The following is a 24,369-nucleotide window of genomic DNA, read 5'->3' as shown; positions in this document are numbered from 1 at the left end:
TATCTCCTAAAATAATAATCCATCATTTTCTTGATCTTGAATGATGTCATTTGTTGGCGTATTTTGCGGCAACGGCGAGTCGTTTGTGTAGTACTCATCAGCGCCGTTATAGTATCCTTTATAGACGCCATCAGGCTGCTCAAACGCACGTCTTAGGGTAGGGTAGAGCTTGATGTAGCCCTCCATAAATTTCTTAAAGACCGGTGCAGCTGTCCTGCCGCCGCCCTCGACCTTTTTCATAGGGCTGTTATCGTCGTTTCCGTACCAGATGATGGCCTCGATATCAGGCGAGTAGCCGCAAAACCAAGCATCGATGCTGTTGTTTGATGTGCCAGTTTTGCCAGCGATCTGGATGCCATTTACCTTTGCGTTGCGCCCAGTGCCGTTGTTTACGGCGTTTTGAAGCAAGGTAGTCATCAAAAATGCCTGCTCAGGTTTTAGCACCTGCTTCTTTTGAGGCTCATAGTCCATCGACGCGCCAAAGCTATTTTCTATATGCTTAATGAGCGTAGGCTCGACCACTTCGCCATCGTTTGGAAACATCGAGTAAAATTTCGCAAAGTCAAGTGGCGAAATTCCAAAGCTACCAAGTGCGATTGATAAATTTTCAGGGATGTCGTTAAAGCCCATATCCGTAAGCTGTTTGCGAACCGAGCTAAGACCAAGATCGTTTAGTAAATTTATGGTTGCGAGGTTGCGAGACTGGGTTAAGGCTGATTTTATCGTGATGTAGCCTTGAAAGTCGCCGCTATAGTTTTTTGGCGTCCATTCTTTGCCATTGCCCATGTCAAACGTCCTAGCGATATCAGCTACTTGAGAGACGACTGAGTAGCCGCTATCAAGGGCTATTTGATAGATAAATGGCTTAAGGCTTGATCCTGGCTGGCGCTTGCTTTGTGTCGCTCTGTTGTAGCTACTTTTTGCGTAGTCGATACCTCCGATGAGTGCTAAAATTTGTCCGCTTTGTGGATGAGTGACGACGATAGCGCCATTTAGCATCTCTGGATTTGCCTTTTTATCTCTTTTTAAAATTTCATTGTAGCCATAGACTAGGGCATCCTGAGCGATCTTTTGCACGTTTAGATCGACTGTGCTTTGTATCTTGTAACCGCCAGTTTTTATATCGTCAAATTTCTTTGAAGCCTCTTTTATGATCTCATCGACCACGTAAGGAGCTTTGTTGCGTGTGAGCGTATCGTCAAAGACTGCTGGCTCTTCAAGCACGCCCTTTCGGTACTCATCCTCATTTATCCAGCCGATGCTATACATCCTTTCAAGCACTCTGTTTGCGCGGCTAAGCGAGAGGTCAAGGTGCTTTGTAGGGTCATAGGTGCTTGGTGCTTTTGGCATGCCAACTAGCATCGCTATCTCTTTTATGCTTAGCTCATTTAGCTCTTTTCTAAAGTATCCCTCCGCAGCCGTTTTGATGCCGTAGTAGCCGTGTCCAAAATATACGTGATTTAGGTATCTTTCGATGATATCCTCTTTGCTAAGCTCGCTTTCAAGCTTCATGGCAAGCACGACTTCTTTTATCTTTCTTGTAAATTTCTTCTCGCGGCTTAGGGCTAGGTTTTTTATGAGTTGCTGAGTTAGCGTAGATGCGCCTTCTACTAGCTTTCTAGCTTTGATGTCTTTTATAGCCGCTCTTGCCATGGCTTCTACGTTGATACCGCCGTGCTCAAAGTAGCTCGTATCCTCAATAGCTACGAGCGCTTCGATGACACGTGGTGGGATGTCGTTATACTTTACGTAAATTCTGTTTTCTTCAAAGATATTTGCGATAAGCTCGTTGTTTCTATCAAAAATTTGTGTCGCAAGCTTTGGCTTGTAGTCGATGATGGTATAAGCGTCAAATCTCACCTGCGAATAAAAGTATAAAAACGCTCCACCAAGTGCGACGGCAACTACAAAGATAAATGCCAAGATATATTTCATAAAAATGCCTTTAATATTTTTAAATTTAGCCCCATTGCCGTGCTTGTCTCGCCGTGCTGGGAGATGATGTATTTTTTATTAAAATTTTCTATCGTCATGGCTCCAGCTTTGCCTCGCCACTCGCCACTTTCTAGGTAGCTTTTTAGATCTTGCTCGCTAAATTTAGCAAATTTATATGTAGTCTTGCTCACATTTATAAGCTCAAATTCGCCTAAAAATATCATCGCCGTATAGACGCTACACTCATTGTCACTTTGTAAATTTAGCATAGCAAATGCCTCGTTTTCATCCTTTGCCTTGCCTAAAATTTTATCCCCACAAGCCACGCAGCTATCTGCAAAGAGTAAATTTAAAAGCTTGCCATTTGCCTTTAAAAACTGCTCTTTTTTAGCTTTTACGACGTTTTGGACGTAAATTTCAGGTTTTAGCTCTTTTGCTATCATGCTCTCATCAAAGCTGCAAGAAATTTGTTTAAATTCTATCCCAGCATTTTTTAGTAAATTTGCCCTTGTTGGCGAGCTAGAAGCAAGAGTGATCATCAAAAGCCCCTATAGCCCACGCCAAGATAGACAGCCGCAAGCGAGGCTAGTAAATTTAGTGGCGTGAAGTAGTAGATGATGACGATTAGGCTTTCGTTTAGCTCGATCATCTCGTGCGATCTTAGAGTTTTTAAAGCCTTTTTGTATCTATAAAAGATGTAGCTTAAATTTAAGAGTAAAAATAGCTCTATCGCCCATTTGGTCGCTACTATCGCACTTGCCATCGGATTTTGCATTTTGCCATCATCAAAGAAAAAGATTATTATCAGGCTAGTTAGCGCGATGCCAAGAACTAGCGCAAAGATGGCTAGTCCAAAGCGTCTTATGATGTGAAGCAAGATGTGATAGCGCTCTTTATCTTCAAATTTATTTTTTATAAAATAGCTTCCAGCAAGCACCAAACCAGCTTGTAGCCCTATAAAAAGAGCTACGAAGCTAATGTGCAAGAAGATGATTAGTTGATCAAATTTAAAAAAAGCGATCTCTTGATGAATCATTTTTCTAAAGCTTGCCTTGCATACTCAAGTGAGCTTTTTATGGCGTCTTCGATGGCTAGAGCATTTTTGCCGCCAGCTGTTGCAAAGTCGTCTTTTCCGCCGCCATTGCCGCCTAGAATTTGCGCTGCAAATTTAACCCAAGCGCCAGCTTTTAGTGGGGCATTTTTCACGCCAGCTGCAAGAGAAATTTTACCCTCTTCATCTGTTTGGATCAGTAAAATAGCAGCCTTTTCATGCCCATTTTTAAACTCATCTATCAAAGTTTTTATGTCGCCACCATCTATGTGTGCCACACAAAGTTTAGTTTCATTTACATTTGTAAAGGCTAGCTCCTCAGAGCTTTTAGCGTTTTTTAGCTTATCTTTTAAGCCTTTTATCTCGCCCTTTAGCTTCTTAACGGCACTTAGTGGTTCTGTGCTTTTTAGCTCATCTTTTAGCTCTTCAAGCTCAGCTCTAAATGACTTTGCTAAATTTAGCGCAGCCCTTGAGCAAACAGCCTCTATACGCCTAACGCCAGCACTTACGCCACTCTCTTTTGTGATGAAAAATGAGCCGATCTCGTCTATATTTTTCACGTGTGTGCCGCCGCAAAGCTCTTTACTGACGTCACCAAAGCTCACAACTCTTACTTTGTCGGCATATTTTTCGTTAAATAGTGCGATCGCCCCGCTTTTTTTGGCCTCTTCAAGCTCCATAACCTGCGTTTTTGCATTTGTGCCAGTTAATATCCACTCATTTACAAGGTTCTCAACCTTTGAAATTTCTTCGCTAGTAAGCGCCTTTGGATGAGAGAAGTCAAACCTTAGCCTATCTGCCTCGACGTTTGAGCCAGCTTGAGCGATGTGTGTGCCAAGCACGCTTCTAAGGGCTGCGTGAAGCAAGTGTGTAGCGCTGTGATGACGCGCAGTCTCCGCTCTGTCGCTGCCCACTTCAAGCTCTACTTCGTCGCCAACTTTTAGCGCCGCGCTAGTTTTTACTAAAGATAAATTTAGCCCGTGGAATTTTTGCGTATCAAGCACATTTGCTTTGCCTACTATCTTACCGCTATCGCCGCATTGACCGCCACTTTGAGCGTAAAATGGAGTGACATCAAACATCACCCAGCCCTCTTTGCCAGCATCTAGGCTATCTACATTTTTAAATTCTTCATCAAGCAAGGCTAAAATTTTACTTTTACTCTTAAGCTCTTCGTAGCCTATAAATTTATTCTCGCCAAATTTCTCAAGTAGCTCTTTAAAGTCGCCCTTCGCACTCTTGTCGCCACTGCCTTTCCAAGCAGCTTTTGCACGTGCTTTTTGCTCGCTCATAAGCTCATCAAACCTTGCCTCATCGACCTTTAAGCCCTTTTCTCTAAGCATATCAGCCGTTAGATCAAGTGGGAAGCCAAATGTATCATAGAGCTTAAACGCAGCCTCTCCGCTAAAAATTTCTTTTGTATTTTTAAGCTCGCTCTCAAATAGCTCAAGTCCGCTTGCGATTGTTGCTAAAAATCTCTCTTCTTCAAGTTTGATCTGCTCTTTTACAGCCGCTTTTTTATCGTTTAGATAGGTGTAGTGTCCGCCCATAAGCTCGCAAACTTTATCGACAAGCTTATACATAAATGGCTCTTTTATGCCTAGCAAGTATCCATGGCGGATCGCACGGCGTAAGATACGGCGAAGCACGTAGCCACGGCCCTCTTTGTCAAATGTCGTGCCCTGAGCTAGCAAAAATGTGACTGAGCGGATGTGGTCGCTTATGACGCGGTAACTAGCGCCACTTTCATAGACGTATGGCTTGCCGCAAAGTTTTGCTACTTCGTTGATGAGTGGCATAAAAAGTGTGCTGTCGTAGTTGCTAAATTTGCCTTGCAAGATAGCAGTAACGCGCTCTAGCCCCATACCTGTATCGATGCTTGGCTTTGGTAGTGGGCTTAGCTTGCCATCTGCGCTTCTTTCATACTGCATGAAAACAAGGTTCCAGATCTCTAAAAATCTATCTCCATCGCCGCCCATGTAATCTTCAGGCGTGTTAAAGTGTTCAGCCCCTTGATCGTAAAAAATTTCACTGCAAGGGCCGCATGGTCCAGTATCGCCCATTTGCCAGAAGTTATCATGATCGCCAAAGCGGTAAATTCTCTCTTTTGCGATGTGAGTGCTCCAAATTTCAAACGCCTCATCGTCGCTTTCGTGAACGGTTACATAAAGCTTATCTTTTGGTAGTTTTAGCACCTCTGTGACAAATTCCCAAGCGTAAGCGATCGCCTCTTTTTTGAAGTATTCGCCAAAGCTAAAGTTGCCAAGCATCTCAAAAAATGTGTGGTGGCGCGCTGTGTAGCCGACGTTATCAAGGTCGTTGTGCTTGCCTCCAGCTCTTATGCAGGTCTGACAGCTAGTGCGGATAGGTGGTGTTGGGCGTGGCACTTCGCCTGTGAAAATGCTCTTAAATGGCACCATGCCAGCATTTGTAAAAAGTAGTGTTGCATCGTTTGGCACAAGTGGTGCAGAAGCTACGACTTCGTGACCTTTTGATTTAAAAAAATCAAGATATGCCTTTCTTATATCTAAATTTTGCATTTTTATCCTCGTTAGTTTTAAAATTTTGCTTGATTTTAGCCAAAATTCGTTTGCGAAATTCTAAAAAGAGAAAAAATAGTGATATTTTGAAAACTATCTCTTGTTTTATCTATTTAAAAGCGATTTGTAAATAAAATAATTAAAAATTTCTAAAGTTTTAAAGGGTGAATGTGAAGCTAAAAATCGGCATTATCGGCTATTGCAGCACAGGTAAAAAACATTATTTAGAGCTTAGACGCTCAAACGAGTTTGAAATTTGTGGCATTTTTGACAAAGACAATGTTGATGAGTTTTGCAGAGCTGATTTTTATACTGATTTTAAAGAATTTATAGAGGTTGCCCAGCCTCAAGCAGTCGTGCTTTGCTCTCCAAGAGAGGAGATGGTGGAGGCATTTTGCCAGTGTGCAAAATATTGCCAAAATATCCTCATTTCACGCCCAGTTTTTAAAAGTATCGCAGACCTTAAAGAGATAAAATATGCCGCCAAAACAAACAAAACTAGGGTTTGCACTGGAATTTCTGAGCGTTTTAATCCAGCTATCTTGTCGCTTAAAAAGGCACTTTTAAAAGAAGAGGAAATTTATAGCATTTCTATCGCTCATTTTAAGCCACTTTGCGACGGAAATATCATAAATGAGCTATCTGTTTCAGACATCGACCTAGCAAAAAATATCATAAATTCTGAAGTCAGCGACTTTTACTATACTCAAACAAACAAGACAAATGCCAAAAGTGCCGATAACGCGGCGATAAGCTTTAAAAGTAAAAATCAAATTCTAGTGCATATCACCGACTCATTTTGTGGCTCACTAGAGCGCTTTAAGATAGAGGTAAATGCGAAAAATGGCGTCTATTTTGGCGATCTCATCGATCACAAGCTTCATCAAGTGAGCGAAAATGGACAGATGAATTTAAAGATAGATACAAATAATAGCGAGCTAAAAGCGCAATACGAGGCCTTTTACGATCTTTGCCAAAGTGGCGAGAGCAGCGAACTTTCAAACATCGATGACGCTATAAAAATAAGAGAACTATTTTGATGAAAAAAGCTCTTTTGCTTTTAAATATGGGCGGTGCAAACAGTCTGGATGATGTCGAAATTTTCTTAACAAATATGTTTAATGACCCATATATTTTGGGTATAAAAAATAAATTTTTAAGAAAATTTGTAGCTTTCATGATCACAAAAGGCAGGCTAAAAACTGCGAAGCACAACTACGAGCAAATAGGTGGAAAGTCGCCACTTTGCGAGCTTACAGCTAAGCTTTGTGAGAAAATTTCAAGCCTTAAAAGCGAATTTGACGCGGTTGATTTTGCGATGAACTACACTTCGCCATTTGTAAAAGATGTGCTTAAAAAGTATGAAAAATTTGATGAGATAGTTCTTTTGCCGCTCTACCCTCACCACTCACAAACTACGATAACTTCGAGCTTAGCTGATTTTAAAAAGGCAAAAGGGGAGCTTAAACTAAAAGCTAAAATTTCACTTTGCGAGCCATTTTATGATGATGACGCTTACAATAAGATCATTATCTCTCACATCTGTGAAGCGATAAAAGATACCGATATAAGCGATGTTAGCCTCATCTTTTCAGCTCACTCTTTGCCTCGCAAGATCATAGAAAAAGGCGATATCTACGAAAAACACATAAACGAACATGTGCAAATTTTAAGCAAAATGCTAAAAGAGCAGGGGCTAAATTTTAAAGATGTGAGCCTTGCCTATCAGTCACGCCTTGGCCCAGTTAAATGGCTAGAACCATCGCTAAACGAAGCTTTGGCAAAGTGCGAAAATAAAAAAGCGCTTATCTATCCGCTCTCTTTTTGTATAGACAACTCTGAGACCATTTTTGAGCTAGTTATCGAGTATGCTAAACTTGCAAAAGAGCTAAATTTTAGCTTTTATAAAGTGGTAGAGTGTCCAAATTTTAGCGATGAATTTGCTAGTTTTATCCTAGAAAAGTCAAAAAACGCTAGAGAATTTAGCCTTTAGGAATAAATCTTGCTTATAAAAAGCATCTCAAATTTAAAAGGAGATGTATGAAGGTTCAAAATAACGATATTATCGATTATTTGTTGCAGTCAGGCTCAAGCAAAGCTAAAGATAAAAAAAATAGTTTTGATGAAATTTTAAGTCTAACGCTTGATAAGATCACAAGCGAGGCAAAAGTTTCAGACAAGCTTGAGCAGTTTAAGAAAAGGCTTACAGAGATCGGTGCTGCTGGCTTTATGAATGAGCTAAATTCAAACAAGATAGAAGAGAAAATAGCTCAGAAAAAAGAGGAGCTAACTGAGCTTTTAAGCATAAATGATCCGACCAAAACGCAGGATCAAAAAAATGAGCTACTTAAAATCATGGATAAAATTTTAAGTGACTACCGCAAAGAGCTAAACATGGCACTTACTAGCCAAACACTGCTTGAGAAGCAAAATAGCCTTGGCAAAAATACAAATAATTCTGTAAATTTAAGCTCTGTCTTAAATGAACTTGGACTTGCATAAATTCTGGATTTAGGCCGCTTGCCTAGATCCAAATTTCTACTTTAAACTCTAAATTTGAAATTTAATATTTATATCTTAGAAGTTAAATTTAATCTAATGCTGGTTTTTGCTTTGCTTTGTCGTTTTTAAGCTTGTCTTTTTTGGCTTCAAACTCAGCTATGACATTAGGATCTGGGAATAAATAACCATCTTCAACCATTAGATCAACGGCCTTTTTAAATGTCGGCAACGCACTTTGCGCACCAAAGTAGTAGTAAGGTTTTTTAGGGTCTCTTGCCAAAACGCCTATGGTGTAGCTGTTGCCTCTTGTGTCATTTACGAAGCCAAAAAACGAGCCGTTATAGGTATTGCTATATCCGCCTTTGCCAGAAGCGATGTGCGCGGTGCCAGTTTTACCGCCTATCTCAAGACCTGGCGTAAATGCCTTTAGACCAGTACCTTTTTCAACTGTTTTTATCAAAATTCTCTTCATTATCTTTGCGGTCTCTTGCGAGATGACCTGTGCTGGCTCTGCTTTTGGCAGATCGTAGCGCTTGCCGTTTCGCTCCAGATATGCCACCATGTGTGGCGTCACCTCGATGCCTTTGTTGTTAAATGTGTTATAAGCTTTTAAAAGCTGCATAAATGTCGCTTGAAGGCCGTATCCGTAGCTAACTGTTGCCTTATAGGTCGATGAGTTTAGCTTGGTAACCGTTGGCATCATACCCACTTGCTCGTATGGCAGGTCGATGCCGGTCTTTCTTGAAAAGCCAAAATTTAAAAGCCCTTGATAAATTTGCGGACCATTTAGGCGTTCTACTAGCTGGATCATGCCGATGTTTGAGCTGTGCACGATGATGTCTTCAGCGCTCATAAAAGGCTCTGGGTGGGTATCTTTGATGATCCTTTTGCCTAGCTGATAGCGACCGTTGTAGGTATTTACTAGCTCAAAAGGATTTACCTTTTTTTCTTGAAGTAGTATGGAGAAGATAAATGGTTTAAAAACCGATCCAACCTCGTATGCATACTCGCTAGCGCTTGAATTTAGCGCGCTGTAATCTTGCTTTCTTATATTTGAGGGATCGTATCTTGAGCTAGAAGCTAGGGCTAGAATTTCTCCATTTTTGCTATTCATTATGCAGATGATTAGCTCTTTTGCGTCTAGAAATTCACGTTTTTCATCTAAAATTTGCTCTAGCTTGGTTTGAAATTTAAGCGGTACAGAAAGCACCGCGTTGTAGCCATCAACTCTTGTTGCTAAATTTGAATCACTAGTTAAAATTATATTGTTGCCAATATCACGCGGGCCAAGGATTTTGGCGTTTTGTATCGGAGCTAGGTAGTCCTCGTAGTATCTCTCAAGCCCTTTTACACCTTTGCTTTTGGTAAGTGCGTCGCTCTCTGTTTTGCTCACGTAGCCAATAGCTGGTGTTAAGGCGTCTTTTGACATAAATTTACGGTTTTGACCGCTCTCCATTACGCGCATACCTTGAAATGAGGCAAGCCCAGTTTTTGGGTCAAGATATGAGATTAAAATGCCCTTGCGGTTTAGCTTTCTTGAAAGCTCTTGAAGGTAGGTAGCGCCCTTTGCGTCGATGCTATAAGAGAGTGTGACAAGGCCTTTTGTGCCGTTTATGATCTTTCTTACTTTGTTTGGATCGTCACCGCTATAAAGCGAGTAGAGCTTGATAAACATCTCTTTTTTGTTTGGATCGATGTTTCTAGTGTCAAGCATCACTTTGTAGAGTTTTTGGCTTGATGAGATGCTAAAGCCGTCTTTTGTGACGATGTTGCCGCGGATTGCGGTATTTACGTCGCTTGTTTGAAGCTTAGGAAGCTTTCGCTCGATGCTTGCTCTATAAAATATAACGAGCACAAAGATTGAAATTCCAAAAGTAATTAATAAAAAAAGTATGGTTATTTTTGATTTTCTGGAATTCATTCAATGGCTTAAATTTGCGTTCTTGAAATTTCTTTGTATGCGCTTAGCGCTTTGTTGCGAATTTCTAGCATAAGCTTCATGCTAGTCTCTGCCTTGCCTATGGCGATAGCTGCTTGGTGCAGGTCTTTTACCTCGCCAGTTGCGAGATCAGCTATGGCTTTATCGGCGTTTATTTGAACCTTATTTAGCTCTTTTAAAGAGTCATTTAGTGCGTTTTCAAAGCCGCCCTCTTCGCCTGCTTTTGCTATTTTGCTTGAATTTTCGCTTTTGTTTAACTTATCTAAATTTATGCCATTTATCATTATGCTTGTCCTGAAATGAGTGATATCGCACTTTGTGCTATTGTCTTTGCGTTTTGAAATGACGCTACATTTGCTTGATAGGCCCTTGTCGCCTCAAGCAAGTCAGCCATTTCGATGACTGGGTTTATATTTGGAAATGCGACATAGCCATTTGCATTTGCGTCTGGGTGGCTTGGGTCGTATTTTAGCTGAAAGTCCTTGTCATCACGCACCACCTTATCTACGATAACGCTAGTTAGGGCAGGGTGAGCGTTTTTAGGTGAGCTTGGATCATCGAGTGGATTTTCATAATCAAGCAAACTTTGTGAGTTTTTAAGCTGATCGTTTAAAATTTTATCAAAGTTCATCTCTTTAAAGATGACCTCTTGTCTTCTGTAAGGACCGCCTTCGGCTGTTCTTGTGGTTTGAGCATTTGCTATGTTTGAGCTGATGACATTCATCCTGAAGCGTTGCGCGCTTAGTCCGTATCCGCTAATATCAAAATCATTTAAGTATGACATCAATCTCTCCTAGTTCTTAGCACTTGCGTCTATTACGTTTTTAAAGATATTGCCCTGAGCCTTGTAGGCGCTATCAAGAGCGTTTATCATAACTGTATTTTTGCCCATTTCTGTTGTCTCAACATCAAGATCGACCGTGTTTGCGTCATTTCTAGCCATGTGACCATCACGCAAGAAAATTTGAGCTGTATCGCTTTTTGGAAAATCAACCGCAGCCATGTGTGCTTCGTTTGTTTTAGCTAAATTTAGTTTTTTGCTCTCTGAAATATTGTAAATTTCATTTGCTTTTTCTCTTAAAACATCTTCAAATCTTACATCTCTAGCCTTGTAAAATGGCGTATCAACATTTGCAAGGTTGCCAGAGATGAGCTTTTGGCGTAGCTCTCTGCCTGCAAGGGCTGATTCGACGAGTGGGCTAGATTTTGATCTATCTAAAACAAACATTTAAAGTCCTTCTAAAATTTCACACTTTTATAAGCAAATGATGTTCCAAATATAAGGCAAATTTATTTTGTTTCATAGATTTTTGCCAAATCTTCTTTCATTTTTGTGACTTTTATGCCGCCAAGATAGTATTTTACTCCGTATTGCCCGCTATCTACGTCTGTTAAAATTTGATATTCGCCGTTTTTTATCACCACTTTAAAAGGTAGTGCGATCTCGTGTTTGTATTCTATATCTCTTACGATTTGCTCGGCAAGCCTGTCATTTATCTTTTGATCGTTTGTTATGAAGTAGTAGGCGTTAAATTTTTGCATAAATTCATGCAAAACATACTCATTTGTGACATTTTCAAAGTGAGTTAGTCCAATTAGCGTAAATTTATCTTTGTTTTCAAGCTGATATTTTGTAAGTTCAGCCGCCTCTTTTTGGCAAGGTGGGCAAAATGTGCCAAAAATGTCGATCATTAAAACCTTATTTTCATCATTTTTGATAGCAAAGCCGTGATCTTTTCTAACTAAAGTAAGCTCTTTGCCGCTCACATCTACAAGCTTAACCTCTTCGTTTGAGCTAAATTCTTTAAAATTTGCACTGCTACTCTCATCATCACCACAACCAAAAAAAACAAATAAAGCGATTATTAAAACAAGTAAATTCTTCATCTTATCCCTTAAACATATCTTTTTATGGCAGCTCTTGCCTCTTTGTCTGCCTCGCGCCTCTTTAAAGTCTCGCGCTTGTCGTGTAAATTTTTACCTTTTGCAAGGGCCAGCCTTGCTTTTACGATGTTTTTATCGCTTAGATAAAGTGCCAAAACAACCAAAGTAAGCCCATCTTGTGAGACTTGACCGAAAATTTTATCGATCTGCTTTCTGTGCATCAAAAGTTTTCTGGCGGCTCGCTCGTTTGGACGAAATGCGCTGTGTGTAGTCTCAAGATAGCTGATATGGGCGTTTAGTAAGAAAAGCTCACCCTTTATGACGCGCACAAAGCTATCTTTTAAATTTGCTCTGCCAGCCCTTAGAGCCTTGACCTCGCTGCCTTTTAAAACGATACCAGCCTCAAAGGTCTCAAGTATGCTAAAGTCATGCAAAGCTTTTTTGTTTTTTGCTAGATCTTTTATCAAAATTTTACCTTTTATTTTACGCTAAATACGCTACTGCCGCTGCCGCTTAGAAATTTATCCCTAAACTCGTTCATCTGTGGATAGAGCTTAAAGCATGGGGCAAAAAGATCGTTTAGCTCCTCGTTTTTATAAATTTCAAGTAGCTCTTTGCTCTTTAAATTTTGCATCTTTTTTGCAGCATTAACGTCTATGTATTGTAAGAAATTGCTTCTAAATTCTTGATAAACCATCGGTGTGGAGCAAAAAACATTTGGTGTGAAGATATTTAAATTTGGCACATCATCGTCAAATTCTTCTATGATCTCGCCTATGCCGCTTACATTTGCTGCCTTGTAACCGCTTACAAAAAAGGCCACATCTGCACCGATTTTAGAGGCTATTTGCATCAAATTTTCGCGTTTTATATGTAAATTTAGCTCGTCATTTACCATTAGTAAAAAGGTGGCGGCGTTTGAACTGCCTCCTCCTAGACCAGCACCTATTGGGATTTGTTTGTTAATGATGATTTTGTGAGAGCTAAAAAATTCATCTAGCTCGTTTGAAAAGCCAGCTTTTTTTAGCTCGTCTATCGCTTTTTGGATGATGTTTTCTTTTATCTCTTTGTTGTCGCATTCGATAGCAAAAGAATTTGACCTCTCAAAATAAATTTCATCAAAAAGCTGCTCGCAAAGAACAAAACGTGACAAAATTTCGTGGTAGTTGCCTCTGGTGCCAACTACCTTCAAAAATACGTTGATCTTTGCAAAGCTTTTCATTTCTCGATTTTTTTCGCAAGCTCGTGGATATCGGCTTCGCTTGCTTTTTTAGTGGCGTGGATATTTTCATTTTTGATATCATTTGCCAGCTCGCTTCTTAGTATCATTGTGTTGCGCGGGGCTTCGATACCAAGCTTAACGGTGCTTTTTGAGATACTTACTACGACGACTTTTATGTCGTTACCTAGTAAAATTTCTTCGTTTTCTTTTCTTGCTAAGATTAACATTTTTCTACCTTGTTTAAAGTGTAATTTATAGTATCATCCATGATTTGGATTACGCTCATAAATTTATCATAATTTAGCAAATAAATTCCTTGTGTTTGTGTTTCAAAATCGTTAATTTTTAATTTCTTGCCGTCAAGTATGTTGTTAATATCCCCAAAATACGTGTTTTGCTCAATATTTAAAAAATTGCAAATATTTAAAAATTTTTCATTTTCATAGCGAAATTTACCCTCGCTTACCCTCTTTAATGAGCTTAAAGTTACATTATAACCAACTTTTTGCCCAAAAATTTCTGCATAAGAGCGGATGTAACTCCCCTCACTTACACTTAAACGAAGTGTCAAAAAAGGGTGTGAATAATTCAAAATTTCACTCTCGTAAATTTCCATTGTCTCTGGCTTTAGCTCAAATTCTTCGCCACTTCTTGCTAGTTTGTAAGCCCTTGTGCCATTTACATGTTTGGCGCTAAATTTTGGCGGGATATAGCTTATCTTGCCTATTAGCTCGCCTCTTATGGCTTCAAGTTTTTCTAAATTTAGCTCTTTTACATTTGAAATTTCAGTGACATTTTCATTATCCATGCTAGGACTGCTCGCCCCAAGCCAGATCGTCGCCTCATAGACCTTTGGGCTTTTGTCTAAAAATCTAAAAAATTTCGTATATGAGCCAAAAGCGACTATCAGACAGCCACTCGCAAATGGATCAAGCGTGCCCGAAAATCCAGCCTTTTTGACACCATATTTTCTCTTTAGTCGCCCTAAAAAGTGGTTTGAGCTCATACCAGCAGGCTTGTTTGCCACGAAAATGGCGTTCATACGGCCTTTTCCACAAAGCTTGACATTATCTCTCTTACATTGCCACCAAAATTTATAGTCAGTTTAAACTCTTTTTTGATCTTGCTAACCGCGCTCACTCTGCCGATACCAAAAATTTTATGTTTAACAAGGTCGCCTTTTTTAAATTCATTGCTCTGTTCGATAACTAGCGAGCCATGCGTGATACCGCTCTCGCTTAAAAATCTACTCTTATTTAGCCTCGTGCGCTGACCTTTATAAAAGCGCGAATTTGCAAAACTTAGGCTAAGTGTCTTTTTGGCCCTTGTTATCGCCACGTAAGCTAGCCTGCGCTCCTCTTCGATGTCGCTACCATCGCCAATAAGCGGGAAAAATCCCTCTTCAAGGCCGATCACAAAAAGGTGCTCAAACTCAAGCCCCTTGCTAGCATGCACGCTCATGATACTAATAGCCTCGTCGCTGATGCCGTCTTGCTCGCTTGTTAGCGTGATCTCGTTTAAAAACTCTTCTAGATCAAAGCTTGGATTTTGCTTGATCTGATCTTTTAAAACAGCGTAAAACTCGTCGATGTTCGCCGCTCTTTCAGCACCATCTGGCAAGCTCTCGTAGTATTTTTTCACGCCAAATTTAGCTTCAAATTTATCTATGAGGTCAAAAACTGAGCTGCTTTCTTGAAGCTCTTTTAGGTTGTTTGCAAACTCAAGAAGGGCTGATTTTACCTTTTTGCTAAAGGCCTCGTCGTTATCAGAGATGTTTGAGATCGCCTCGAAAATGGAAATTTTACCTTCAAATGCCATCTTTTCAAGCTTATCAAGGCTCACTTTGCCTAGTCCTCGCTTTGGGCGGTTGATGATACGTCTTATTGAGAAGTCATCATTTGGATTGTTTATCAGCCTTAGGTAGCTTATGATATCTTTGATCTCGGCTCTTTCGTAAAATTTAACTCCGCCTACCATTTTATAAGCGATCTGCTCTTTGTTTAGCCCATCTTCAAGTGAGCGAGAGAGTGCGTTTATGCGGTATAAGATCGCGATATCTTTGGCCTGCACGCCTTTGCTTAAAAACTCTTTTATATTTTTTGCGATCTTGCCAGCCTCGACGCTCTCATCAAAGCTTTCTATCAAATTTACAGCCTCGCCTTCGCCCTTTGTGCCCACAAGCTTCTTGCCAAGGCGGTTGCGGTTATGGTCTATTAGCTCGTTTGCAGCCTTTAGTATCGCCTCGCTAGAGCGGTAGTTTTTCTCAAGTCTGATGATCTTTACGTTGCTAAACTGATCTTTGAAATTTAAGATATTATCTATCTTTGCACCGCGCCAGCCGTAGATGCTTTGGTCATCATCGCCCACCACGCAGATGTTTTCGTGGCATAGACAGAGTTTTTTTAGCAGTTTATACTGAAGGTCATTTGTGTCTTGATACTCATCGACCATTATGTATTTGTAACGGTTTGAAATTTCTTTAGCAAGATCTTCGTTTTCGTCTAAAATTTTATATGTAAGACCTAGCAGGTCGTCAAAATCAACAAGGTTGTTCGCCTTTAAATAGTCCTCATATTTTTCATAAATTTGCGCTGCTTGCTTGTAAAAGTTGTCCTTGCTTTTGTCAAATGAAGAGAAATTTGCATTTTTATAGACCTCTTCGACGCTTAAAAGTGAGTTTTTGTAGTTTGAAATTTCACTTGACAAAATAGCCGTAGCGACTGGACTTTCAAAGCTTTTTATGATGCGCTTTTTATCGTCTGTGTCGATGATGACGAAGTTATTTTTTCTGCCAAGCTTTTCTATGTAGAGCTTTAAAAACAAAAGTCCAAATTTGTGAAATGTGCAAAGTAGCGGCGAGTAGTTTTTGCCGCTTTGGCTTAGCATCGCCATGGCTCTGCTGCGCATCTCGTTGGCGGCTTTGTTTGTAAAAGTAAGAGTTAGCGTGTTTGCCGCGTCTATGCCGACCTCGCCGATGAGATAGGCAAGCCTAGTCGTGATCGTCTTTGTCTTGCCACTGCCAGCACCCGCTAGTATGAGCATCGCACCGTCTATGTGGGTGGCCGCTTCGCGCTGGGCTTCGTTTAAATTTGATAGTAAATTTTCCATTTTTCGCTTTTTAAATTTTCTTTTGATTTTAGCCAAAAATGCTTAAAATTACTATTTTTTCTTAAATATATCTTTATTCTTTGGGTTTTGTAAAAAGACTGAGGCTGATTTTTTAGCGTGATCGACTTGCTTCTCTTTTGGCTTATAAATGGAGAAATTTACGAGGATCGGGCTATTTTCAACCAAAATTTGAACCACCGCGCCAAGTGGAAACGATACCACTGAGGCAAAATTCTCACTGCCAAAGCCAGCCTCAAAGCTAAGCTCATCTTGCGTTAGCCTAGCACTCTCAAGCGTGTAGCCACCAAGCGAGAACATAATGACTGGCATGCTAAAGCTGCCACTTATCTCATCTGGCAAGCTAGGCTCAAAGCTAACTAGCGGTAAATTTGCCATAACTGAGAAATTTAGCCCCTTTTCAAGTAAAAAATCAATGCACTCATAGACATGCATCTTCATCAAAAGCGCAAATTTCTCATCGTCTAAAATTTCATCTAACATCTTAATCCTTTGAAATTTCTAAAAACTCATCTACTAGTTTTTTGACCTCGTTTATGCCGATCTGCCAGAAATTTTTATCATCTATATCAAAGCCAAATTTACCCACAAGCTCCCTTGGGCTAAGGCTCCCACCAAGGCTCAAAAACTCGGTGTAAATTTCAACAAAATTTTCGCATTTACCGCTTTTATAAAGCCCAAAAAGTGCAAGCACAAGAAGCTGCGCGTAAGAGTAGGCGTAGCAGTAAAATGGCGTGTGGATGAAGTGTGGGATATAGCTCCACCAAATTTTGTAGTAGTCATTTAGTGTGACACTTTTGCCAAACATCTTTTTGCTCTCTTTTAGCCAAATTTTATTTAGCTCATCTAGGCTGATCTCGCCCTCGTGTGCGTGTACGGCGCGCTCGAAGGTGGTGAAATTTATCTGGCGGTAAAGTGTGGCAAATATATCCTCGATCTTGCCAGCAAGCAGTGAAATTTTCTCTTTTTTGCTAAGGCCGTCTTTTACGTGGTCAAAAACTAGCATCTCGCAAAAGACTGAAGCTGTCTCAGCCGTGGTTAGCGGAGTGTCTGAGTTTAGGTAGCTTACACTATAAGAGAGCTTTTGATGCACGGCGTGGCCAAGTTCGTGGGCAAGCGTGAAAAGGTCTCTTCGCTGATTTGTGTGATTTAGCAAAACATAAGGATGCGTGTCGCTTGATCCTGAGTGAGAAAACGCGCCACCTCGCTTGTTTGGCGCTGGATAAACGTCGATCCAGCCGTCACTAAAGGCACTTTTGGCTATATCGCCAAATTTAGGTGAAAATGTCCCAAACGCCTTTAAAACTATCTTTTTGCACTCATCAAATTTATACTCGCCTTCACTGCTAAGAGGCGCGTATCTATCGTAGTCATAAAGCTTTTTAAGGTCTAAAATTTCTCTTTTGCGCTCGTAAAATTTAGCAACTAAATCAAAATTTTTCTCCGTCACAGCAATTAGCGAATCAACGCTTTTTTTACTAATCTGATTTTCAAGGTGTCTTGGCTCTTCAGGAAGCTTGAAATTTCGCAGCTCGCAGCTCGTTTTTAGATCAGTTTTTATCATATTATATATGTAGCCAAGAAGGTGCTGGTGCTTGCTAAGCTCATTTGAGAGGCTTTTGGCGGCTAGTTTTCGCACGCTTTGGTCGCTCTCATGAAGTTTGGCTAAAATCTCTTCTTCATTTAAAAGCTCGCCTTTAAATTTAAACCTCATCTTGCTCATACTCTCATCAAAAAGCCTTGAAAAGCCCTCAGCTCCGGTGCTTGCAGTGCGAAGTAGCACCCTTTCTTCTGCAACGCTTAGCTGGTGCGGTTTTGCTTTGGCGAGGTTGCTTAGATAGTAGCCATATTTTTTGGAGCTTTTTATGATCTCTTCTTGTTTTTTAGGGCTAAACTCATTAAATTTGATCTCAAAAAATATCAAATTTTCATTTGCTTTTGTCGCTATCTCATCGATTTTCGCGTAAAATGCGCCCTTGCTTGTGTCTTTGGCAAAATTTAAAAAAGCATAAGTCATTACTTTTGAAATTTTAGCTATCAAGCTTTCATATTCGCAAAATGCCTTTAAAAACTTGTCTGTTTTTAATTTTTCATAAATTTCAAGGTATTTATCTTTAAATTTCTCGCACTCTTTTTGTAAATTTAGTGCGTTTTGCTCGCACTCTTTTTCGTTTGCAAAAAGTGCTTTTAGATCCCAAATTTGCATATTTATCCTTTAAATTTTTTGGGACATTTTACAAAAAAATGGATAAAAGTAAAATTTCAGCCAAAATTTAGCTGAAATTTTACTGAGGATTATTCTGAAGTCTCTGAGGCTACGGCTGTAAAAAGCACGTCTGATGAGCTATTTAGCGCAGTTTCAACTGAGTCTTGGATGACGCCTATCGTAAAGCCAACTGTGACAAATTGCATAGCGATATCGTTGCCGATACCAAAAAGTCCGCACGCTAATGGCACTAGAAGAAGCGATCCTCCAGCCACGCCAGATGCGCCGCACGCGCCAAGAGCTGAGATGAAGCAAAGAAGAAGCGCATCGCCAAATGTAACTGTGATAGATGGGATAGAATTTACCGCAGTAAGCGCTAGGATGCTAATGGTAACTGCCGCACCACCCATGTTTATGGTGGCTCCTAGTGGGATAGAGATCGAGTAGAGCTCCTCTTTTAGTCCAAGCTTTTTGCAAAGCGCCATATTTACAGGGATATTTGCGGCTGAGCTTCTTGTAAAAAACGCTGAGATCGCGCTCTCTTTTAAGCAGATCATCACAAGTGGATAAGGATTTTTCTTTGTTAGTGCAAAAACCATCGCTGGATAGACGATAAATGCCACTACAAGCATCGCTCCAACAAGAACTAAGATCAGTTTGAGATATCCTGCAAGTGCCTCAAATCCAGTGTCATGAATGCTGATAGCAACCATACCAAATATGCCAAATGGAGCAAGCCTAATGATAAATTTAACGATATGAGTTACGCCGTCGCTTATATCTTTAAATACTTTTTTGGTCTCAGGTGTAGCATATCTCATAGCGATGCCACCACCTATCGCCCAAGTGATGATACCTATATAGTTGCCGTTTGCTAGGGCGGTTATCGGATTTTCGACCATTTTATAGATAAGGTCTTTTAGCACGTTTGTGATGCCTTGAGGTGCTGACATATCAGCGCTTTGCAGACCTTTTAGCGGTATCTCGATAGGAAATAAAAAGCTAGCAATGACTGCCACAACAGCTGCTAAAAAGGTGCCAACAAGGTAGAGAGTGATGATCTTTTGCATGCCTTTTGTATGACCAAAATCTTTTAAAATGATAGAGGTTGCAACTAGGACAAAAACAAGAATAGGTGCGATCGCTTTTAGAGCGCCTTTAAACAAATCTCCTAACACTGAAGCAGAAGCAGCGATAGAATTAGCCGAACTAGCCTTTTCTTTGGCCTCATCAAGCTGTTTTGCTTCATCTTGGTTAAGGCGAGTTTTTATGACTTCATCTACGCTAAGGCCACTCTCTTGTTGGATCGTTTGAATTTTAGCTGAGATTTGGTTGTAAGGGGCTGCTTGATAATGTGTGTAAAAGCCAACTAGGGCACCTAAAATGATACCAACTAAAATTTGAACGATCAAATTTCCATCGGCGTATCTTCTTGCAATGTTTTTAAACATATTCATTTGACACCTTAATAAATTAGTTTTTTGTTGATTTTAGCTAAATGATTTTTAAATATAAAGAAATTTAAAAAGATTAATTCGCTTTTTATATAGATTTGTTACAATTGCACGAAAATTTAACCAAGGAAAAGGACGAAAATGTATCTATTTACTTCTGAAGTTGTAAGTCCAGGTCACCCAGACAAATGCGCTGATATCATCGCTGATAGCATTGTTGATACTATCTTAACGCAAGATCCAAATGGACGCGTCGCAAGCGAAGTTTTTGTAGCTGGAAAAAATATAGTAATAGGCGGAGAGATAAACTCAAAAGTAAAACTCTCTTATAAAGACTACGAAAAGATCGTAAAAGACGCTCTTGCGCATATTGGATATGATGGAAAGAGCAACTTTACAAAAGAGCAGTGCTTACACCCAGATGATATCGAGGTCAAAGTCTGCTTAAATCAACAAAGTCCAGATATAAATCAAGGCGTTGATCAAAGTGATGGCGAGATCGGAGCAGGTGATCAAGGCATCATGTTTGGCTTTGCAAGCTGCGAAGCGAAAGAATTTATGCCAGCAGCTATAACTTACGCAAGAATGCTTTGTGAAAAAGTATATAAATTTGCCAAAGCAAACCCTGATAAGCTTGGCGTTGATATAAAAACTCAAGTTACGATTGATTACGGCAGTAAAGACAACTTTGAAAACTGCAAGCCTCAAAGCATCCATACCATCGTCGTTTCTGCGCCATGCGTGGAGAGCATGAAGATAGAAGAGCTTCGCGCACTAATTCAAAATTTAATAGACGAAACTGGCCTTCCAAAAGAGCTATATAATAAAGAAAAAACGATCATCTATATAAACCCAACAGGTAGATATGTAAATCACAGCTCGCTTCACGATAGCGGCCTAACAGGCAGAAAACTAATCGTCGATAGCTTTGGCGGATATAGCCCAATAGGTGGTGGCGCTCAGTCAAGCAAGGACTACACAAAGGTTGATCGCAGCGGACTTTACGCAGCGCGCTGGATAGCTAAAAACATAGTCGCTGCTGGCCTTGCTAAAAAATGCATCGTTCAGATAAGCTACGCAATCGGCGTTTCAAAGCCAACTTCAGTTAGCGTTGATACTATGGGAACTCACGCAAACGGCGTAAATGACGATATGCTTTCAAATTTTGTAAGCGAGCATTTTTCTCTAACACCTCGCTGGATAACTAATAAATTTGGTCTTGATAAACCAAGCAAAGAGACATTTTTATATGCAAAAGTAGCTGCAAAAGGTCAAGTGGGAAATGCAAAATACCCTTGGGAAAAGCTTGATGCAGTCGATACTTTCAAGGCTTTACTAAAAAAATAATCAAAAAAGTGGCTTTATCTAAAAAGCCACTTTAAATTTCTTTTAAAACTCATCCCAAAACGCTTTTTTAGGCTTTATGATCTCGCTTTTTGAGCCATTTACGCTGTGATAGACCGCTTTATTATATTTTGTAGCAAGATGTTTTATAAGTAGTCTTTGAAGCACAGGTTCGCTGCTTGGCACAAACCAGCCGTTGTTTGTGATAGCCACAACCACGTCAAATTCGCCCTTATAAAGCTCCTCTCTTGTCGCTTCATAGCAGATAGCATTTCTGATTTTAACCCCATCTATCTCGTAGTCGCTAAAATTTTCAGCTTTTTTAAAGTCGCTAGCTCCGCCAAAAAATAGCTTATTTACTGCATCTTGCATAAATTTTGGCAGAGGGATTTCTTCTCCAAATGGCACTAAAAATTTCTTATCCATTCGCCTTAGAGTGCCATTTTGAAACAAAAATGCAGAGTTATAAATTTGCTTATTTTCATAAGCAAGTGCGCCAGCTACGATAGTTATCTGCTTTGAAAGCTCTTTTAGCTCATCAACAAGTAGTGGCTCATTTGTCATAAATAATGGAAACGCACTCTCTGGAAGCACGATGAGGCGTTTTTGCTCGGCTATGGCGCTGCCTATCATGTCTAAATTTTCATTTGTAAATTTCATGCGCAAGCTTTTATCCCAGCGCACTCTTTGAGCGACATTAGTATTTACTAGCTCCACCTCAAATGGCAGAGTCTTTGCCTCGTTACTTTTAAACTGCAAGGCGGCGATGAGGCAGATAAAAGCTAGGATAAATTTTAAAATTTTACCTTTTAAACTCAAAGAAATGGCTGCTAAAAATATAAATATAAGCCCTCTAGTATTTGGCTCAAAAGCCCCTAAAACAAGCGTGGCTTCAAGGTTGAACCAGTTAAAGCCAAATGGATGCACGTAGCTTATTAAAAATAATAAAACGGCTCTTAGTGCCACAAAGCTTGGAAAAGCGGCTATCCAAAACAAAAGCCCATAAACAAGGGCTACAAAGAGGATGACAAATGGGATAAGCCAGACAAGCTCGTAGTAGATGAAGCTAAAGCCGATCCAGTAAAACCACAAAATCCCAGTGAAAAATCCAGCTGCGAAAAAGCCAGCTCTGCTTAAATTTATTAAGACGAAAATTCCAGCTAGCGTAAGAAATGGTGAGATGAAATTTAAAATTTGATTTTCAGCCATAGCTAAAAAAATGAAATTAGAAAGCAAAAAAGCACCGACAAAGGCTTTTATTATAATTTTAGTGCTAAAATGTCCGTTTAAAAATCTTACAAATAAGGAAATCCATGCAAAACGCTGATTTTTTAACATCATTACTACCTCTTGTTGTGCTTTTCGCCATATTTTACTTTTTGGTTATCAGACCTCAACAAAAACAACAAAAAGCCCACGCAGCAATGCTTGCAGCTCTTGACAAAGGCGATAAGATAGTAACTAATGGCGGACTTATATGCGAAGTGATTAAAGCCGAAAATGATTTTATCAAAGTTAAACTTAACGATGATGTAATCGTTCGTATAGCACGCGAGTTTGTAGCTAAAAAGATCGAAGATAAATAATGCGTAACGCAAGAGTTACATATAGGCTGATTATATTAATATTAGCCTTGGTTTTTGGTTTTGGCTTTTCGGTGCCATCTTTTTTTCAGACTCAAAGCGGAGCTAAAATTTCGCTAGGACTTGACCTTCAAGGCGGTCTTCATATGCTTCTTGGTGTTGAAACTAATGAAGCCATCCACTCTAAGATCAAGTCAATCGCTGGAAGCATAAATTATTATGCCAAAAAAGAAGATGTGCTCATTGATAAATTTAAGATAAAAGAAGATAGTGTTGATTTTGCACTACTTGATAGTGACGAGGCTCCAAAGGTTGATAAAGCGCTTGCTGAGATAAAAGGGCTTGATATCAAAAAAGATGGTCTAAACTATCATATCACTCTTACAGAGCAAGAGAGGCATGATACGATCGAGTACGCTATCTCACAAGCTGTTGAGACCATTAGAAACAGGCTTGATCAGTTTGGTCTAGCTGAGCCAACAGTCGCTAGACAAGGCAAAGACAATATCCTAGTCGAGCTTCCTGGTATAAAAACCGAAGAGGATGAGCAAAGAGCGAGAGATCTTATCGCAAAGGCTGCTCACTTGCAGCTTATGGCAGTTGATGATAAAAGACAAGATCAGGCTAATACCATGAGCGAGGCCGAGGCTGAAAGCTATGGTGACGTGATCTTTAAAGATGCTAAAAATGACCGCGTAAAATACGTCGTTAAAAATATCCCAGTGCTTGATGGCTCGATGCTAACTGACGCAAAGGTTGCATTTTCTCAGCAAAATAACCTACCGATCATAAATTTCACACTAAATTCAGAAGGTGCTAGAATTTTTGGTGATTTTACTGGTGCAAATGTCGGCAAAAGGCTTGCTATCGTGCTTGATGGCAAGGTTTATTCGGCTCCAGTTATAAATGAAAGAATAGGTGGCGGCAGCGGTCAGATCAGCGGTGGCTTTACACTTGACGAGGCTCACGACGTAGCGATCGCGCTTAGAAGTGGCGCACTTTTAGCACCTGTTAAGATGCTAGAAAAAAGAAGTGTCGGTCCATCTTTGGGACAAGAGAGTATAAACCAAAGCATGGTAGCTCTTGCTGCTGGATCTATTTTAGTCGTGCTATTTATGCTAGTTTATTACGGAATTTCTGGAATTTTTGCAAATATCGCGCTAGTTGCGGACGTTGTTATATTAGTTGCTGTCATGGCGCTTTTTGGAGCGACGCTTACCTTGCCTGGTATGGCTGGTATCGTGCTAACTATCGGTATGGCGGTTGATGCAAACGTCATCATAAATGAGCGTATACGTGAGCTTTTACGTGAAGGCGTGGCGATAAGGACAGCCGTTCAAAAGGGCTATGAGCACGCTATGAGTGCGATCATTGACTCAAACTTAACTACCATCATCACAGTTGCTGTGCTTTATGCTTATGGTACTGGTCCAGTTAAAGGCTTTGCTGTGACTATGGCTATAGGTATCATGGCTTCGATGCTAACGGCCATTTTAGGCACACATGGCATGTTTGATGCAGTCATGGATAAGATAGAAAAAAGCGGAAATACCAGACTTTGGTTTGGTTATAAAAGGAGCTAG

At 40.1% G+C, this 24,369-nt stretch carries 24 protein-coding genes; 6 read left to right on the top strand and 18 right to left on the bottom strand.

From position 1 onward, the window contains the following. Nucleotides 1-6: 6 nt before the first annotated feature. The 4 genes from G6W41_RS02700 to alaS are packed head-to-tail and all read right to left on the bottom strand — an operon-like array spanning nucleotide 7 to nucleotide 5,526. A complete protein-coding gene (locus tag G6W41_RS02700; protein WP_194170545.1) occupies nucleotides 7-1,935 on the bottom strand; it encodes a transglycosylase domain-containing protein in 1,929 nt (642 codons plus the stop codon). Further along, complete coding sequence (gene maf / locus G6W41_RS02695) at nucleotides 1,932-2,474, bottom strand: septum formation inhibitor Maf (protein ID WP_194170544.1); 543 nt, start codon at nucleotides 2,472-2,474, stop codon at nucleotides 1,932-1,934. Before maf ends, G6W41_RS02700 begins: the two co-directional genes overlap by 4 nt. Next, the gene (locus G6W41_RS02690; RefSeq protein WP_149709998.1) at nucleotides 2,474-2,971 is read right to left on the bottom strand and encodes a 3-isopropylmalate dehydratase; all 498 of its coding nucleotides are present in this window, start codon (nucleotides 2,969-2,971) and stop codon (nucleotides 2,474-2,476) included. Before G6W41_RS02690 ends, maf begins: the two co-directional genes overlap by 1 nt. Continuing rightward, nucleotides 2,968-5,526 carry an alanine--tRNA ligase gene (alaS, locus tag G6W41_RS02685; RefSeq protein ID WP_194170543.1) on the bottom strand — a complete coding sequence of 853 codons (2,559 nt, stop codon included), beginning with the start codon at nucleotides 5,524-5,526 and terminating at the stop codon, nucleotides 2,968-2,970. The genes G6W41_RS02690 and alaS overlap by 4 nt, the downstream gene beginning before the upstream one ends. A gap of 170 nt (nucleotides 5,527-5,696) precedes the next feature. Between alaS and G6W41_RS02680 the strand changes: the two genes are divergently transcribed. Genes G6W41_RS02680 through G6W41_RS02670 form a run of 3 tightly spaced genes read left to right on the top strand, consistent with a single transcriptional unit; the run spans nucleotide 5,697 to nucleotide 8,028 of the window. Further along, nucleotides 5,697-6,566 (top strand): Gfo/Idh/MocA family oxidoreductase, encoded by an 870-nt coding sequence (locus G6W41_RS02680; RefSeq protein WP_194170542.1) that lies wholly within the window; start codon nucleotides 5,697-5,699, stop codon nucleotides 6,564-6,566. Then, on the top strand, nucleotides 6,566-7,519 hold the full coding sequence (gene hemH / locus G6W41_RS02675; RefSeq protein WP_194170541.1) for a ferrochelatase: 954 nt from the start codon (nucleotides 6,566-6,568) through the stop codon (nucleotides 7,517-7,519). Before G6W41_RS02680 ends, hemH begins: the two co-directional genes overlap by 1 nt. Nucleotides 7,520-7,566: 47 nt before the next feature. Further along, nucleotides 7,567-8,028, top strand: coding sequence for a hypothetical protein (locus G6W41_RS02670; RefSeq protein ID WP_009294079.1), 462 nt, complete (start codon nucleotides 7,567-7,569; stop codon nucleotides 8,026-8,028). Nucleotides 8,029-8,116: 88 nt separating this feature from the next. Here the strand turns inward: G6W41_RS02670 and G6W41_RS02665 are convergent, their stop codons facing one another. From G6W41_RS02665 to sstT, 13 genes are all read right to left on the bottom strand, one after another. Further along, nucleotides 8,117-9,949: a peptidoglycan D,D-transpeptidase FtsI family protein gene (locus tag G6W41_RS02665; RefSeq protein WP_021085499.1), complete on the bottom strand. Its 1,833-nt coding sequence runs from the start codon at nucleotides 9,947-9,949 to the stop codon at nucleotides 8,117-8,119. An 8-nt stretch (nucleotides 9,950-9,957) separates the two neighbouring features. Then, on the bottom strand, nucleotides 9,958-10,251 hold the full coding sequence (fliE, locus tag G6W41_RS02660) for a flagellar hook-basal body complex protein FliE (protein ID WP_194170540.1): 294 nt from the start codon (nucleotides 10,249-10,251) through the stop codon (nucleotides 9,958-9,960). Continuing rightward, nucleotides 10,251-10,751, bottom strand: a complete 501-nt coding sequence (flgC, locus tag G6W41_RS02655) for a flagellar basal body rod protein FlgC (RefSeq protein ID WP_012139981.1) — start codon at nucleotides 10,749-10,751, stop codon at nucleotides 10,251-10,253. The genes fliE and flgC overlap by 1 nt, the downstream gene beginning before the upstream one ends. A 9-nt stretch (nucleotides 10,752-10,760) precedes the next feature. Next, on the bottom strand, nucleotides 10,761-11,195 hold the full coding sequence (gene flgB, locus G6W41_RS02650; RefSeq protein ID WP_194170539.1) for a flagellar basal body rod protein FlgB: 435 nt from the start codon (nucleotides 11,193-11,195) through the stop codon (nucleotides 10,761-10,763). A gap of 62 nt (nucleotides 11,196-11,257) precedes the next feature. After that, nucleotides 11,258-11,854 carry a TlpA family protein disulfide reductase gene (locus G6W41_RS02645; protein WP_194170538.1) on the bottom strand — a complete coding sequence of 199 codons (597 nt, stop codon included), beginning with the start codon at nucleotides 11,852-11,854 and terminating at the stop codon, nucleotides 11,258-11,260. Between the two features lie 8 nt (nucleotides 11,855-11,862). Then, a complete protein-coding gene (gene smpB, locus G6W41_RS02640) occupies nucleotides 11,863-12,315 on the bottom strand; it encodes an SsrA-binding protein SmpB (RefSeq protein WP_035142320.1) in 453 nt (150 codons plus the stop codon). 14 nt (nucleotides 12,316-12,329) lie between these two features. Further along, nucleotides 12,330-13,073 carry a 4-(cytidine 5'-diphospho)-2-C-methyl-D-erythritol kinase gene (locus tag G6W41_RS02635; protein ID WP_194170537.1) on the bottom strand — a complete coding sequence of 248 codons (744 nt, stop codon included), beginning with the start codon at nucleotides 13,071-13,073 and terminating at the stop codon, nucleotides 12,330-12,332. Continuing rightward, complete coding sequence (csrA, locus tag G6W41_RS02630; protein ID WP_002941828.1) at nucleotides 13,070-13,300, bottom strand: carbon storage regulator CsrA; 231 nt, start codon at nucleotides 13,298-13,300, stop codon at nucleotides 13,070-13,072. Before csrA ends, G6W41_RS02635 begins: the two co-directional genes overlap by 4 nt. After that, on the bottom strand, nucleotides 13,294-14,115 hold the full coding sequence (gene truB, locus G6W41_RS02625) for a tRNA pseudouridine(55) synthase TruB (RefSeq protein WP_194170536.1): 822 nt from the start codon (nucleotides 14,113-14,115) through the stop codon (nucleotides 13,294-13,296). Before truB ends, csrA begins: the two co-directional genes overlap by 7 nt. Next, complete coding sequence (locus G6W41_RS02620) at nucleotides 14,112-16,181, bottom strand: ATP-dependent helicase (protein WP_194170535.1); 2,070 nt, start codon at nucleotides 16,179-16,181, stop codon at nucleotides 14,112-14,114. The genes truB and G6W41_RS02620 overlap by 4 nt, the downstream gene beginning before the upstream one ends. A gap of 51 nt (nucleotides 16,182-16,232) precedes the next feature. Further along, entirely contained in the window at nucleotides 16,233-16,682 is a 450-nt protein-coding gene (locus tag G6W41_RS02615; RefSeq protein ID WP_021084337.1) for a hypothetical protein, read from the bottom strand. Nucleotide 16,683: 1 nt separating this feature from the next. Continuing rightward, nucleotides 16,684-18,405 (bottom strand): M3 family oligoendopeptidase, encoded by a 1,722-nt coding sequence (locus G6W41_RS02610; RefSeq protein WP_194170534.1) that lies wholly within the window; start codon nucleotides 18,403-18,405, stop codon nucleotides 16,684-16,686. Nucleotides 18,406-18,494: 89 nt separating this feature from the next. Next, on the bottom strand, nucleotides 18,495-19,862 hold the full coding sequence (sstT, locus tag G6W41_RS02605; protein WP_430733012.1) for a serine/threonine transporter SstT: 1,368 nt from the start codon (nucleotides 19,860-19,862) through the stop codon (nucleotides 18,495-18,497). A 138-nt stretch (nucleotides 19,863-20,000) separates the two neighbouring features. Here sstT and metK point away from each other — a divergent pair, with 138 nt between their 5' ends. After that, a complete protein-coding gene (gene metK, locus G6W41_RS02600) occupies nucleotides 20,001-21,206 on the top strand; it encodes a methionine adenosyltransferase (protein ID WP_194170533.1) in 1,206 nt (401 codons plus the stop codon). Nucleotides 21,207-21,248: 42 nt separating this feature from the next. On the opposite strand, the gene G6W41_RS02595 is transcribed toward metK, so the two are convergent. Continuing rightward, complete coding sequence (locus tag G6W41_RS02595) at nucleotides 21,249-22,541, bottom strand: apolipoprotein N-acyltransferase (protein ID WP_194170532.1); 1,293 nt, start codon at nucleotides 22,539-22,541, stop codon at nucleotides 21,249-21,251. On the opposite strand from G6W41_RS02595, the gene yajC reads away from it, so the two are divergent. Both yajC and secD read left to right on the top strand, forming a co-directional pair. Then, nucleotides 22,517-22,789: a preprotein translocase subunit YajC gene (gene yajC / locus G6W41_RS02590; protein WP_002941849.1), complete on the top strand. Its 273-nt coding sequence runs from the start codon at nucleotides 22,517-22,519 to the stop codon at nucleotides 22,787-22,789. The two genes, G6W41_RS02595 and yajC, sit on opposite strands and share 25 nt — an antisense overlap. Next, nucleotides 22,789-24,369, top strand: a complete 1,581-nt coding sequence (gene secD / locus G6W41_RS02585) for a protein translocase subunit SecD (RefSeq protein ID WP_103634204.1) — start codon at nucleotides 22,789-22,791, stop codon at nucleotides 24,367-24,369. Before yajC ends, secD begins: the two co-directional genes overlap by 1 nt.

The organism is Campylobacter concisus, assembly GCF_015230035.1.
GTDB lineage: Bacteria > Campylobacterota > Campylobacteria > Campylobacterales > Campylobacteraceae > Campylobacter_A > Campylobacter_A concisus_BK.
The sequence above is the reverse complement of the archived record's forward strand: the minus strand, read 5'-3'. Positions and strand labels throughout refer to the sequence as shown.